A 13,335-nucleotide genomic window follows, 5' to 3' on the forward strand; every position below is an offset into this window, starting at 1 on the left:
GTTCAGCGGCGACGGATGCGGCGCATCGCCGCGATCGCCAGCGCGCCGAGCGCCGTGCCGGCGGTGTTCGAGACGAGGTCGCGCACGTCGGCGACGCGGCCCGCGATGGCCAGATGCTGCGTCGTCTCGATCGCGGCGCTGATCGCGAGGCCGATGGGGACGGCCAGCCACCAGCGTCCCCCGAGCCACAGGGCCCCCAGAACACCGGCGGGCACGAACAGCGCGACGTTCGCGGTGAACTCCAGCAGATCGAACGTGATCCACCGGGTCAGCGGCGCCGCGGCGAAGGCCTCGGCCCACGCTCTCAGGATGCCGCCGGTGCCGGCCGCGTCATCGGGCACGAGCGTGAGGCGCGCCAGCACCACGAGATACGCCGCCGTGGCGACCGCCAGGAGGAGCATCCTCCGGCGGCCGCACACGGCGGCGTCCGTCATGACGGGGTCAGTGCGTGTCGACGGCCTCGACCTCGGAACGGTCGCCCGACCACAGCGTGTGGAAGGTGCCCTCCTTGTCGATGCGCTTGTAGGTGTGCGCTCCGAAGAAGTCGCGCTGGCCCTGGATGAGGGCGGCCGGCAGACGGTCGGCGCGCAGGCCGTCGTAGTAGGCCAGCGACGACGAGAACGCGGGAGTGGGAACACCGGTCTCGACGGCGCCGATGACGACGCGACGCCACGCATCCTGAGCCGTGGCGACGGCGTCGCGGAAGTAGGGCGCGAGCACGAGCGCCTGCAGCGACGGGTTCTCGGCGTACGCCTCGGTGATGCGGTTGAGGAACTGTGCGCGGATGATGCAGCCGCCGCGCCAGATCTTGGCGATGTCGCCCTTCTTGATGTCCCAGCCGTACTGCTCGGCGCCTGCGACGATGGCGTCGAAGCCCTGCGAGTAGGCGATGATCTTCGACGCGTACAGCGCCTGGCGCACGTCCTCGATGAACGCCTCGGTGTCGGCGACCGTTCCCGTCGACGAGGGGCCCGGAAGCGACGTCGCCTCGGCGCGCTGCGCGGGCTTCGATGAGAGCGAGCGGGCGAAGACGGCCTCGGCGATGCCGGAGACGGGGATGCCGAGATCCAGCGCGGTCTGCACGGTCCAGGCGCCCGTTCCCTTGGCGCCGGCCTGGTCGACGATGACGTCGACGAGCGGCTTGCCGGTGGCGGCGTCGACCTGCTTGAGCACCTCGGCGGTGATCTCGATGAGGTACGACTCCAGCTCGCCGCGGTTCCACTCGGCGAAGATCTCGGAGATCTCGGCGGGCGTCTTGCCGGTGCCGCGACGGATGAGGTCGTACGCCTCGCCGATGAGCTGCATGTCGACGTACTCGATGCCGTTGTGGATCATCTTCACGAAGTGACCCGCGCCGTCGTGACCGACGTGCGTGACGCAGGGCTCGCCCTCGGCGACGGCCGCGATGCTCTTGAGGATGGGGCCGAGAGTCACCCAGGACTCGTCCGAACCGCCCGGCATGATCGAGGGGCCGTTCAGCGCACCCTCTTCGCCGCCCGAGATGCCGGCGCCGACGAAGTTGATGCCGGTCTCCCGCACCGCCTTCTCGCGGCGGATCGTGTCGGTGAAGAGGGCGTTGCCGCCGTCGACGATGATGTCGCCCGGCTCGAACACCTGCACGAGGTCGTTGATGACCGCATCCGTGGGGCCGCCGGCCTTGACCATGATGATCGCCGTGCGCGGCTTCTGCAGCGACGCGGCGAACTCGGCGTACGTCGAGGCGGGGACGAAGCCCGCCTCGGGGTGCTCCGTGACGAGGTGCTCGGTCTTGTCATAGCTGCGGTTGAACACGGCCACCGTGTTGCCCTCGCGCGAGGCGAGGTTGCGGGCCAGGTTGGACCCCATGACGGCGAGTCCGACGACTCCGATGTTGGCTGATGCCTCGGTCACGAAAAATACTCCTCGAACGAAGGGTGGGAACACGCCAATCGTAGTGTTCCCACGCGCCGCGAGGATTCCGTGCGACGCTGTGCGTCGCTGCGGGGTCAGGACTTGCGGTAGTTCTGACGTCCCATCGACCAGAAGGCGCCGATCACGCCGATGAGGGATCCGAGCGAGAGCAGGCCGATGAAGCCGAGCAGGAGGTCGGAGGCGAGCTGAGCGTCCACGGGGGAGTCCTTTCGATCGGGGCTCGCGCCGGCGGGCGCATCTTTTCCATGCTACCGGGCGGCACTGGTAGACTCGACGCGAACTTCGGCGAGGGATGCGGCATCCGCATCCGTAATCGACGAGGGTGTGCAGGCCTACGGCTTCCTCACGCGCTCGCGTTCGAGTCGAACCCATCCCCAAACCCGGGGCCCGTGGGCCCGCAAGGAGAATCATCATGTCGGAAGACAACAAGGTCACCGCTGAGGTGCGCACGCAGTTCGGCAAGGGCTTCGCCCGTCGTCTGCGCGCCGCAGGTCAGATCCCCGCCGTTCTGTACGGCCACGGCACCGAGCCCGTGCACCTCGCCCTGCCGGGTCACCAGGTCGCCCTGCTCATCCGTCGCGCCAACGCGGTGCTCGAGCTGTCGGCCGACGGCAAGAACCACCTGGCCCTCGTCAAGGACGTCCAGAAGGACCCGGTGCGCCAGATCATCGAGCACATCGACCTGCTGGTCGTGAAGAAGGGCGAGAAGGTCGCCGTCGATGTCCCCGTCGTCGTCGTGGGCGAGCCCTTCGCCGGCACCATCGCGAACCTCGACGCGGCGACCGTGTCGCTCGAGGTCGAGGCCACCCACATCCCGCAGAACATCGAGGTCGACGTCGAGGGCCTCGAGGACGGCACGCACATCACGGCCGCCGACCTGAAGCTCCCCAAGGGCGCGACGCTGGTGACCGAGCCGGAGACGCTCGTCGTCGCCGTCTCTGTGCCCGCCGCGACCCTCGCCGCCGAGGACGAGATCGCCGAGGCCGACGCCGAGGTCGCTGCGGAGCAGTCCGAGGAGTCCTCGGAGGCCGCGGAGTAATTCCGCCCCACTCGCACAGGAGAAATCCCGACGACAGGATCGATTCGCGAGAATCGTCCTGCGTTCGGGATTTCTCCTGTTTTACGTCCGCCTCAACACCGCACTCGCGTCGCCTCCGGAAGGGATGACATGGCCGACACCTGGCTGATCGTGGGACTCGGAAACCCGGGACCGCGCTACGAGGCGACGCGCCACAACGTGGGTCAGATGGTGATCGACGAGCTCGCCGACCGTCGCAACGAGGGCTTCAAGGTGCACAAGGCGGGCGCGCGCATCGCCGAGGGGTGGCTGCGCCCCGGGGGGCCGAAGCTCGTGCTCGCGAAGCCCAACACGTTCATGAACGTCTCCGGGGGGCCGGTTGCGAACCTCGCCAAGTTCTTCGACATCCCCGCCGAGCGCGTCGTCGTCGTGCACGACGAGCTCGACATCCCCTTCGACACCCTCAAGCTCAAGACGGGCGGTGGCCACGGCGGACACAACGGCGTCCGCGACGTCGCCAAGGCGCTCGGCACGCCGGAGTTCCCGCGGGTGCGCGTCGGCATCGGCCGCCCTCCCGGTCGCCAGGACCCGGCCGACTGGGTGCTCGACGCCTTCGGTCAGACCGAGCGCAAGACGCTCCCCATCCTCGTCTCGGATGCGTCGGATGCGGTCGAGCTCCTCGTCGACGAGGGCCTCGTCGCCGCCCAGCAGCGCTGGCACGCCCCCCGCGCCTGACCCCGCGAGCCCCGCCCGCCGGGTACCCGCACTCCGCCGCATCCGGAGCGCACCGCATCCGGGGGTCGGTCTCATGCCCCGCGAGACTGTCCCCATGCCCTCATCTGCCCCGCGAGACTGCATCTTTCGCACGAGATCACGGGTAAGTACCGTGATCTCGTGATCGAAATGCAGTCTCGGTGACATGGGATGCGGCATCGCCGTGTTCGGGGGACGCGTGTTGCGGTCTCCGGGGCCGATCGGTCGCGTTTCGGGTCCCTCGAACATGATGGCTGCCCCCCGCCGGAGCGATCGGCACTGCCCCCGCGAGACTGTCCCCACGCCCTCTCCACGTCCGCTGCGCGGACGCGGAGCCTCTGGGCGCGTGGGCCCATCTTTCGCACGAGATCACGGGTAAACACTGTGATCTCGTGATCGAAATGCAGTCTCGGTGACATGGGATGCCGCATCCCATGTTCGAGGGACCCATGTTGCGGTCTCCGGGCGCGGTCGGGCGCGTTTCTGGTCCCTTGAACGGGTGGGTGGACGCGGTTCGTCATGTTCGGGGGACGCGTGTTGCGGCGGTTTGGCTGGATCGGTCGCGTTTCGGGTCCCTCGAAGATGATGGCTGCCCCACCGGAGCGATCGGCCCCTCGCGGGTGCAGTGCGCTGTACCCGGAGCGCGAGCGCGGCACCCCCGGTCAGCGGCCGCGGGGCGGGTGTCGGTGGGGCGCCGTAGACTCCTGTGGTGACAGTTCCCGGGATCGTCCGCGCCCTCGCGCGCTCAGAAACGTTCCGAGACGCAGCCGAGGCGGCCTCCGTCGACGGGGACTTCTCCCTCGTCGACGGCCTCGACGCCCCGCTGCTGGCGGCCCTGCTCGAGCGGCGCCGCGAGGCGGGGAAGCCCGCCGTGCTGCTCGCCGTCGCCCCCACCGGCCGCCGCGCCGAGGCGCTGGGCCCGGCGCTCGAGGCACTGCTCCCCGGTGCGGAGGTGCGCCACTTCCCGGCGTGGGAGACCCTGCCGCACGAGCGCCTCAGCCCGAGCGCCGAGACCGTCGGCCGCCGTCTCGCCGTCTTGCAGCGCATCGCCGAGTGGGAGGGCACCGCGCCGCTGGTGGTCACCGCGTCCGTGCGCGGCGCGATCCAGCCGATCGTTCCCGGACTCGGGGATGCGGGCACGATCCGCCTGAGCGTCGGCGGCCGCGGCCACGACCTCGCAGCCATCGTCGTGCGCCTCGTCGAGTTCGCGTATCACCGCGTCGACATGGTCTCGCGCCGCGGCGAGTTCGCGGTGCGCGGCGGCATCCTCGACGTGTTCCCGCCCGCCGCCGACCACCCCTATCGTGTGGAGTTCTTCGGCGACGAGGTCGACCAGATCCGCGCGTTCTCCGTCGCCGACCAGCGCTCGCTGCCCGGCGACATCGACCGGATCGACCTGCTGCCCAGCCGTGAACTGCTGCTCACCGACGAGGTGCGCGATCGCGCGCTCGGCCTCGCCGACGCGTTCCCGTCGCTCGCCGGCATGCTCACGAAGATGGCCGAGGGCATCCCCGTCGAGGGCATGGAATCGCTCATCCCGGCGCTCGTCGACGGCCTCGTGACGATCGTCGACTACCTGCCGCGGGCGAGCGCCGTCGCCGTCGTCGACCCGGTGCGCGCAGCGACCCGCGCGACGACGCTCGCCGAGACCAACCAGGAGTTCCTGGATGCGGCGTGGAGCGCCGCGGTCGCCGGCGCCGACACCCCGGTCGATCTCGGCTCCGGGGACTTCCTGTCGCTGCCCGAACTGCACGAGGCCGCCCGTGCGCGCACCGACGTGTGGTGGGAGCTCTCCTCGTTCGACTCGGGTGCAGCGGATGCGGCCGCCGAGGGCCTCTCGGACGATGCCGGCGTCACGCGGATCGCGGCCGCATCCGTGCCGTCCTTCGCGGGCAGCGTCGAAGGCGCGATCGATCACGTCGCCCAGCTGCTCACCGAGCAGTGGGCGGTCGTCGTCACCGCATCCGGTGCAGGGCTCGCCGACCGTGCCCGCGACGTGCTCGCCGAGCGGGGGATCGCGGCCCGCCGTGTGGATTCGCTGAGCGAGCCGCCCGAGCCGGGCCTCGCGACGATCGTCGTGAGCACGCTCGAGCGCGGCTTCCAGGTCGCGGACGCGCGGCTCGCGGTGCTGACGGAGTCGGAGTTCTACGGCCGCACGATCGGCAGCGACACCCGCGCCGTCAAGAAGCTCGCCTCGCGCCGACGCAACGTCGTCGACCCGCTGCAGCTCAAGCCCGGCGACTTCGTCGTGCACTCCACGCACGGCATCGGCAAATTCGTCGAGCTCGTGCAGCGCGAGGTCTCCAGCGGCGGCCGCAACGCGGTCAAGAGCAAGCGCGAGTACCTCGTGCTCGAGTACGCCGCCTCCAAGCGCGGTCACCCGGGCGACAAGCTGTACGTGCCCACCGACCAGCTCGATCTGCTGTCACGCTACGTCGGCGGCGAGGCGCCCGCCCTGTCGAAGATGGGCGGCAGCGACTGGGCCGCCGCCAAGAGCAAGGCCCGCCGCGCCGTGCGCGACATCGCGGTCGAGCTCGTGAAGCTCTACTCCGCGCGGATGGCGGCCAAGGGCCACGCCTTCGGACCGGACACGCCCTGGCAGCGCGAGCTGGAGGAGGCGTTCCCGTTCGCCGAGACCCCCGACCAGCTGCAGACGATCGACGAGATCAAGGCCGACATGGAACGGCCGATCCCGATGGACCGCTTGCTGTCGGGCGATGTGGGCTTCGGTAAGACCGAGGTCGCGGTCCGTGCGGCCTTCAAGGCGATCCAGGACGGCAAGCAGGTCGCGATGCTCGTGCCGACCACCCTGCTCGTCAAGCAGCACCTCGAGACGTTCTCGGAGCGCTTCGCCGGTTTCCCCGTGAAGGTGCGCGCGCTCTCGCGCTTCCAGACCGACAAAGAGGCGAAGGATGTGGTCGCCGGCCTCGCCGACGGCACCGTCGACATGGTCATCGGCACGCACCGGATTCTCACCGAGAAGGTCGTCTTCAAAGACCTCGGTCTGATGATCATCGACGAGGAGCAGCGTTTCGGCGTCGAACACAAGGACGCCCTGAAGAAGCTCAAGACGAACGTCGACATCCTCGCGATGAGCGCCACGCCCATCCCGCGCACGCTCGAGATGGCGGTCACCGGCATCCGGGAGATGTCGACGCTCGCCACCCCGCCCGAGGACCGGCACCCGATCCTCTCCTACGTCGGGCCGCGCAACGACAAGCAGATCGCCGCGGCCATCCGGCGCGAGCTGCTGCGCGAAGGGCAGGTCTTCTTCGTGCACAACCGGGTCTCGTCGATCCAGCGGGTCGCCGCGGATCTCGCCGAGCTCGTTCCGGAGGCGCGCATCGCCGTCGCCCATGGGCAGATGGGGGAGCACCAGCTCGAGCAGGTCGTCGACGACTTCTGGGAGCGCCGGGCCGACGTGCTCGTCTCGACCACGATCGTCGAGACCGGCCTCGACATCTCCAACGCGAACACGATCATCATCGACCGTGCCGACAAGTACGGCCTCAGCCAGCTGCACCAGCTGCGCGGCCGCGTCGGGCGTGGGCGCGAGCGCGCCTACGCGTACTTCCTGTACGACGAGACCAAGCCGCTGAGCGAGACCGCCGCCGACCGACTCGAGACCATCTCGGTCAACAACGACCTCGGCTCGGGCATGCAGGTGGCGCTGAAAGACCTGGAGCTGCGCGGGGCGGGCAACCTGCTCGGCGCCGAGCAGGCCGGGCACATCGCGGGCGTCGGGTTCGACCTGTACCTGCGCATGATCGGCGAGGCCGTGGCCACCTTCCGCGGCGAAGAGACCGAGGGGCAGACCGAGCTCCGGCTCGAGCTGCCCGTGCAGGCCCGCATCCCCGAGGACTACATCGACAGCGAGCGCCTGCGCCTGGAGGCGTACCAGAAGCTGTCGGCGGCGGCATCCGCGACCGCGAAGGACGACGCGATCGACCTCGTGATCGAGGAGCTCACCGACCGGTACGGGCAACCGCCCGCCGAGGTGGAGGGGCTCGTGGCCGTCGCCCGGCTCCGTCGTCGTGCGGCGCGTTCGTCGCTCGCCGACGTGGTCGCGATGGGGCCGAACCTCCGTGTCGCGCCCGCGCACCTGCCCGATTCGCTGCGCGTGCGGATGCAGCGGCTGTACCCGAAGGCGAAGCTCGTCGCCTCGGGTGAGGCCCTCGTCGTGCCGCTGCCGAACGCCGGTGGCGAGCCGCTGGGGGATGCCGAGCTCATCGCCTGGACGAGCCAGCTGCTCGACGCGCTGTTCCCCGTCCCCGAGCCGGCACCCGCGGCCTGAGGTACCTCATGGACGACGACCTGTTCATCCGCATCCTGCTCGCCGTCGTGATGGTCGGGGCGGGCTGCCTCATGATCTGGATGGCGCTGGCCGCCGCATCCGGTCGTCTGAAGCGCAACGCCATCGCGGGTATCCGCACCTCCGTCACCATGGCGAGCGACGAGGCGTGGCTCGCCGCCCACAGCCGGGCGAAGCAGGCGACGATCTGGGGTGGGATCGCGGGGGTCGTCGCGGGCCTGGGCGCGCTGCTGCCGGTGCCGTCCGCCGGACTCGCGGCGATCGTGCTGGCCGGATGCGCCGCGATGCTGGGCTTCGTGGTCTATGGCGCGGCCGTCGGCAGCCGTGCGGCAGCGGCCACGCGGGCACCCGACGCCTGACGTCAGATGACGCCCTGCGCCGCCATGGCGTGGGCGACGCGCTCGAAGCCGGCGCTGTTGGCGCCGACGACGTAGTCGCCGGGGCGCCCGTAGCGCTCCGCGGCGTCGAACGCGGCGTCGTGCACGTCGCGCATGATCTGGCGCAGCTTCGCCTCGCTGTCCGCGAAGGTCCAGCGCTGGCGGGAAGCGTTCTGGCTCATCTCCAGTGCCGAGGTGGCGACGCCGCCCGCGTTGGCCGCCTTTCCGGGCGCGAAGAGCACACCGGCGCCGCGGAACGCGGCGATGGCACCGGGGGTGGAGGGCATGTTCGCCCCCTCGACCACGGCACGCACGCCGTTCGCGATGAGGGTGCCGGCATCCGTCTCGTCGAGTTCGTTCTGCGTGGCGCAGGGGAACGCGACGTCGACGGGCACCTCCCACGGTCGGGCGTCCGGTACGAAGCGGGCGCTCGGTCGGCGGGCGGCGTACTCGGCGATACGCGCGCGCTCGGTCTCCTTCACCTGTCGCAGCAGGCCCAGGTCGATGCCGGCGTCGTCGACGACGTAGCCGCTGGAGTCGGATGCGGTCACCGGTACCGCGCCGAGCTGCTGCGCCTTCGCGATGGCGTACACGGCGACATTGCCCGATCCCGACACGCTCACGCGGCGCCCCTCGAGGCTCTCGCCCGCGACGCCGAGCATCGCCTCGGCGAAGAACACGGCGCCGTAGCCGGTGGCCTCGGTGCGCACCTCGGCGCCGCCCCACTGCACGCCCTTGCCGGTGAACATGCCCGACTCGTGGCGGTTGGTGATGCGGCGGTACTGGCCGAAGAGGTAGCCGATCTCGCGGGCGCCCACGCCGATGTCGCCGGCGGGCACGTCGGTGTGCTCGCCGAGGTGCCGGTAGAGCTCGTTCATGAACGACTGGCAGAAGCGCATGATCTCGGCATCCGAGCGTCCGTGCGGGTCGAAGTCGCTGCCGCCCTTGGCTCCGCCGATGCCCTGCCCCGTGAGGGCGTTCTTGAAGATCTGCTCGAACCCGAGGAACTTCACGATCGACGCGTTCACGGTCGGGTGGAAGCGCAGCCCGCCCTTGTACGGGCCGAGCACGGAGGAGAACTGGATGCGGAAGCCGCGGTTCACCCGAACGGTGCCGGCGTCGTCGACCCACGGCACGCGGAACATGATCTGCCGCTCGGGTTCGACGATGCGCTCGAGGATGCCGAGCTCGGCGAACGCGGGGTGGCGTTCGATGACGGGGGCCACCGAGTCGAGCACCTCGTGCACGGCCTGCTGGAACTCGGGCTCGTGGGGGTTGCGGGCGAGGACGGTAGCGAAGGTGGAGCGCACGGCTTCGGGCAGCGCGGCGAAGGTCTCGGTCAACGTGGTTCTCTCTGGCCGGGTATCGCGCGCGGCGCGATGTCCCAGATGGATGCGGACGCTCCCACCCTAGCGGCGTCGCACCTGTCGCTCTGACGCGCCCTGCCCTAGGGTGACGGCATGCGCTACGAGCACCTCGGCGCGGCGCCGTCGGTCCATCCGTCGGCGAGCGTCGCACCCACGGCCGTGCTGAGCGGCGATGTCACCGTCGGGGCGGGATGCCGCATCCTGCACGGCGCGATCCTCACCTCGGAGGGCGGCCCGCTGACCCTCGGCGAGCACGTCATCGTCATGGAGAACGCGCTCGTGCGTGCGACGGCCGCGAACCCGGTGCACATCGGCGACCACACGCTGATCGGTCCCACCGCGAGCATCGCCGGGGCGACGATCGCGGAGGAGGTCTTCATCGCGACGGGCGCGCGGGTGTTCAACGGCGCGCGCATCGACCGTCGCAGCGAGGTGCGCATCGGCGCGACGGTGCACCTGCGTACTCATCTCAGCGAGGGCTCGGTTGTGCCGATCGGCTGGGTCGCCGTGGGGGATCCCGCAATCGTCGTCTCGCCCGACAAGCACGACGAGATCTGGGCGAGCCAGCAGGAGCTGGACTTCCCGGGCTACGTGTTCGGTCTCGACCGCGACACCCCCGACCTCATGGTGCAGCTCACGGAGCGCTACGGCCGCAGCCTCGCGCGCCACGACGACGACCGCCTCCTCGACTGAGGCGCGGCTGCATCCGGGCGCGTCCCCTCAACAGGAAGAATCCCGCCGTCAGGACGGATTCCGGGTGGATCGTCCTGACGGCGGGACATCTCCTGCACAGGGGTGGCGCCGAGCGGAGCCGGATGCGGGTCAGCCGGTGTTCTGCAGGCCGGCCGCGACGCCCGAGACCGACAGCAGCAGCAGACGCTGGTTGGCGGTGTCGGCGGGGGCGTCGGCCGGGGCGTCGCGGAGGGCCCGGAGCGCCCGCAGCTGCAGGAGCGACAGGGCGTCGACGTAGGGGCTGCGCAGCTTCACGGCGCGCTGCAGCACGGCCTTGTTGGCGAGCGGGGCGTCGCCGCCCACGATGCGTACGACCCAATCGCGCGTGAGCGACATCTCCTCCATGACGAGCTGCGCGAGGTCGTCGCGGTCGCCGAGGCTGAGGTACTCGCGGGCGATGCGGTCGTCGGCCTTCGCGAGGCTCATGGCGACGTTGTCGATCATCGCGCGGAACAGCGGCCACTCCGCGTAGGCGGTGCGCAGCAGCTGCTCGTCGCCGACGGTGTCGAGCGCGGTGCCGAGCCCGAACCAGCCGGCGAGGTTGATCCGCGCCTGCGACCACGCGAACACCCACGGGATGGCGCGGAGGTCTTCGAGCGACTCGACAGACAGGCCGCGGCGGGCGGGACGCGAGCCGAGGGCGAGGAGTCCCACCTCCTCCATGGGGGTGACGGTGGCGAACCACGGCGCGAAGCCGGGAGCCTTCACGAGCGAGTAGAACCGCTCGCGCGAGGAGTCCTCGAGCACCTGGGCGACCTCGGCGAACATCTCGGCGCCGCGGCGGTTGCGCGCCTCGTTCGACGGAGCCGATGCCATGAGGATGGCGGCGGCCACCTGATCGATGTGGCGCATCGCGATCTGCGGGTCGCCGTAGCGGGCGAAGATGACCTCGCCCTGCTCGGTGAGCTTGAAGCGGCCGTCGACCGAGTGCGGCGGCTGCGCGAGGATCGCGCTGTTGGCGGGCCCGCCGCCGCGGCCGAGGGCGCCGCCGCGGCCGTGGAAGAGGGTCAGCTCGATGTTGTTGGCCTGCGCCCATGCGGCGATCTCCGCCTGCGCTTCGTAGAGGGCGAGGTTCGCGGCGACCGGTCCGACGTCCTTCGAGGAGTCGGAGTAGCCGAGCATGACCTCCAGGCGCCGGCCCGTGGCCTCCAGACGCGCGGCGAACTCCGGGTGCTCGGCGATCTCGGCCAGGATGCCGGGAGCCGCCTGCAGGTCGGCGAACGTCTCGAACAGGGGGATCACGTCGAGCACGGGCGCCGTGCCGTCCGCGCCCACGGCGTACCGCGCGAGGCGGTGCACGTTGGCGAGGTCTTCGGCGGACTGCGTGAACGAGACGATGTAGCGGCCGGCCGCGCGCGGCCCGAAGCGCTCCTGGATGTAGGCGATCGCGCGGAACACCTCGAGCACTTCCTCGGTCAGCTCGCTGCGCTCGCCGCCGGCCTCCAGCTCCGCGAGCACCTTCTTGTGCACGGCGGAGTGCTGACGCACCTCGAGCTCGGCGAGGTGGAAGCCGTAGGTCTCGACCTGCCAGACCAGATGCTGCAGCGCGCCGTAGGCCTGGCGTGCGGCCCCCGCATCCGCGAGCGACTGCTGCACGGTGCGCAGGTCCGCGAGCAGGTGCTCGGGGTCGCGGTACGCGAGGTCGGCGTTGCGGGTGCGGGTCGCGGCGATCCGGCGCGCGACCATCAGCAGGATGCGGCGGTGCGGCTCGTTCGGGGAGCGCTTGGCGATCTCGGCCGCGGCCTCCTCGTCGGCGCTGCGGAGGCGATTCCAGAGGGCGATCAGTGCATCGCTCGGAGGGGTGGATGCGGCGTCGAGGGTCAGCGAGCGGCCGATCCGCAGCGCGGCGCGCTCGAGCCCGAGCAGCACATGCTCGCTCGCGATGCCGGCGGCCTTGCGCGTGACCTTCGCGGTGACGAACGGGTTGCCGTCGCGGTCGCCGCCGACCCAGGTGCCCACCCGCACGAAGGGGCGCACGAGCGGCGCGCGGCTGCCGGCGCCCTCGCCGAGTGCGTCGTCGACGCGGCGGTAGACGCGCGGAACGCTCGTGAAGAGGGTGTCGTCGAAGACGGCCATGATGGCGCGCACCTCGTCGGTGGGCGACGGCTTCTCGGCGCGCAGCGGGGCCGTGCGCCAGAGCGTGTCGATCTCCTCCAGCATCCGCCGGCGTGCGCGACGCTGGTCGACGCCGCCCTCGGTGAGGGAGTCGTACTCGTCGAGCAGCTCGGACAGACGGCGGATGCCGGTCGAGATCGCACGGCGGCGCGCCTCGGTCGGGTGGGCGGTGAACACCGGGTGGAACCGCAGCGACTGCAGGCGCTCGAGCGCCACGTCGTCGCCGACCTCGGACGCGAGCTGGCGCAGGGCCGAGCGGATCGAGTCGGTGCGACCCTCGGGTTCGGGCTGGCCGTCGCGCTCGCGCAGCACCCGCACGCGCTGGTGCTCCTCGGCGAGGTTCACGAGGTGGAAGTAGACGGTGAAGGCGCGGGCGACCTCGTCGGCACGCTCGATCGTGAACGAGTCGGCGATCTCGGCGGCGCGCTCGAAGGCTTCGTCGCTCGGGTCGGTGTAGGCCTGGATGGTCGCGACGCGGAGGCGTTCGACGTCTTCGTACAGACCCGTCGAGCCGCTCTCCTGCAGCACCTGTCCGAGCAGTGAGCCCAGTACGCGCACGTCCGCGCGCATCTGATCCGGGATCTCCTGCCCCGCCTCGTGGCGTCCGACGACGCGAATGGCCTCGGTGGGGGTGGGTTCGAGCATGGGAACAACGGTACTGGGAGCCGGAGACCACAAATGACACGCGCGGCCTCCCGTTACGATGGATACCGGAGTGGCGGGAAGTCTGGTCGCCTCGTCGCCTGGCGA

At 70.7% G+C, this 13,335-nt stretch carries 10 protein-coding genes; 5 read left to right on the plus strand and 5 right to left on the minus strand.

Annotated features, from left to right (window positions below):
* Positions 1-2: 2 nt before the first annotated feature.
* The 3 genes from KYX17_RS12780 to KYX17_RS32045 form a co-directional block, all read right to left on the minus strand.
* Entirely contained in the window at positions 3-434 is a 432-nt protein-coding gene (locus KYX17_RS12780) for a VanZ family protein (RefSeq protein ID WP_243227382.1), read from the minus strand.
* 7 nt (positions 435-441) lie between these two features.
* Complete coding sequence (gene gndA, locus KYX17_RS12785) at positions 442-1,890, minus strand: NADP-dependent phosphogluconate dehydrogenase (RefSeq protein ID WP_308220882.1); 1,449 nt, start codon at positions 1,888-1,890, stop codon at positions 442-444.
* Between the two features lie 95 nt (positions 1,891-1,985).
* Positions 1,986-2,108 (minus strand): hypothetical protein, encoded by a 123-nt coding sequence (locus KYX17_RS32045; protein WP_267955137.1) that lies wholly within the window; start codon positions 2,106-2,108, stop codon positions 1,986-1,988.
* Positions 2,109-2,323: 215 nt separating this feature from the next.
* Here KYX17_RS32045 and KYX17_RS12790 point away from each other — a divergent pair, with 215 nt between their 5' ends.
* From KYX17_RS12790 to KYX17_RS12805, 4 genes are all read left to right on the plus strand, one after another.
* Positions 2,324-2,950, plus strand: coding sequence for a 50S ribosomal protein L25/general stress protein Ctc (locus tag KYX17_RS12790; protein ID WP_243227383.1), 627 nt, complete (start codon positions 2,324-2,326; stop codon positions 2,948-2,950).
* A 129-nt stretch (positions 2,951-3,079) separates the two neighbouring features.
* Positions 3,080-3,664, plus strand: coding sequence for an aminoacyl-tRNA hydrolase (gene pth, locus KYX17_RS12795; RefSeq protein WP_243227384.1), 585 nt, complete (start codon positions 3,080-3,082; stop codon positions 3,662-3,664).
* 727 nt (positions 3,665-4,391) lie between these two features.
* Complete coding sequence (gene mfd / locus KYX17_RS12800; RefSeq protein WP_243227385.1) at positions 4,392-7,976, plus strand: transcription-repair coupling factor; 3,585 nt, start codon at positions 4,392-4,394, stop codon at positions 7,974-7,976.
* An 8-nt stretch (positions 7,977-7,984) separates the two neighbouring features.
* Positions 7,985-8,353 (plus strand): SdpI family protein, encoded by a 369-nt coding sequence (locus tag KYX17_RS12805; protein WP_243227386.1) that lies wholly within the window; start codon positions 7,985-7,987, stop codon positions 8,351-8,353.
* Positions 8,354-8,355: 2 nt separating this feature from the next.
* Here the strand turns inward: KYX17_RS12805 and gdhA are convergent, their stop codons facing one another.
* On the minus strand, positions 8,356-9,714 hold the full coding sequence (gene gdhA, locus KYX17_RS12810) for an NADP-specific glutamate dehydrogenase (protein WP_243227387.1): 1,359 nt from the start codon (positions 9,712-9,714) through the stop codon (positions 8,356-8,358).
* Between the two features lie 117 nt (positions 9,715-9,831).
* On the opposite strand from gdhA, the gene KYX17_RS12815 reads away from it, so the two are divergent.
* On the plus strand, positions 9,832-10,431 hold the full coding sequence (locus KYX17_RS12815) for a gamma carbonic anhydrase family protein (protein WP_243227388.1): 600 nt from the start codon (positions 9,832-9,834) through the stop codon (positions 10,429-10,431).
* Between the two features lie 129 nt (positions 10,432-10,560).
* On the opposite strand, the gene KYX17_RS12820 is transcribed toward KYX17_RS12815, so the two are convergent.
* The gene (locus KYX17_RS12820; protein ID WP_243227389.1) at positions 10,561-13,230 is read right to left on the minus strand and encodes a phosphoenolpyruvate carboxylase; all 2,670 of its coding nucleotides are present in this window, start codon (positions 13,228-13,230) and stop codon (positions 10,561-10,563) included.
* Between the last annotated feature and the right edge of the window lie 105 nt (positions 13,231-13,335).

This window comes from Microbacterium sp. CIAB417, assembly GCF_022788845.1.

Excerpts from the sequence above, each read along its gene's own strand:
- KYX17_RS12780 (WP_243227382.1), bottom strand. The coding sequence starts at position 434 with ATGACGGACGCCGCCGTGTGCGGCCGCCGGAGGATGCTCCTCCTGGCG.
- KYX17_RS12790 (WP_243227383.1), top strand. The coding sequence starts at position 2,324 with ATGTCGGAAGACAACAAGGTCACCGCTGAGGTGCGCACGCAGTTCGGC.
- pth (WP_243227384.1), top strand. The coding sequence starts at position 3,080 with ATGGCCGACACCTGGCTGATCGTGGGACTCGGAAACCCGGGACCGCGC.
- KYX17_RS12805 (WP_243227386.1), top strand. The coding sequence starts at position 7,985 with ATGGACGACGACCTGTTCATCCGCATCCTGCTCGCCGTCGTGATGGTC.
- KYX17_RS12815 (WP_243227388.1), top strand. The coding sequence starts at position 9,832 with ATGCGCTACGAGCACCTCGGCGCGGCGCCGTCGGTCCATCCGTCGGCG.
- KYX17_RS12820 (WP_243227389.1), bottom strand. The coding sequence starts at position 13,230 with ATGCTCGAACCCACCCCCACCGAGGCCATTCGCGTCGTCGGACGCCAC.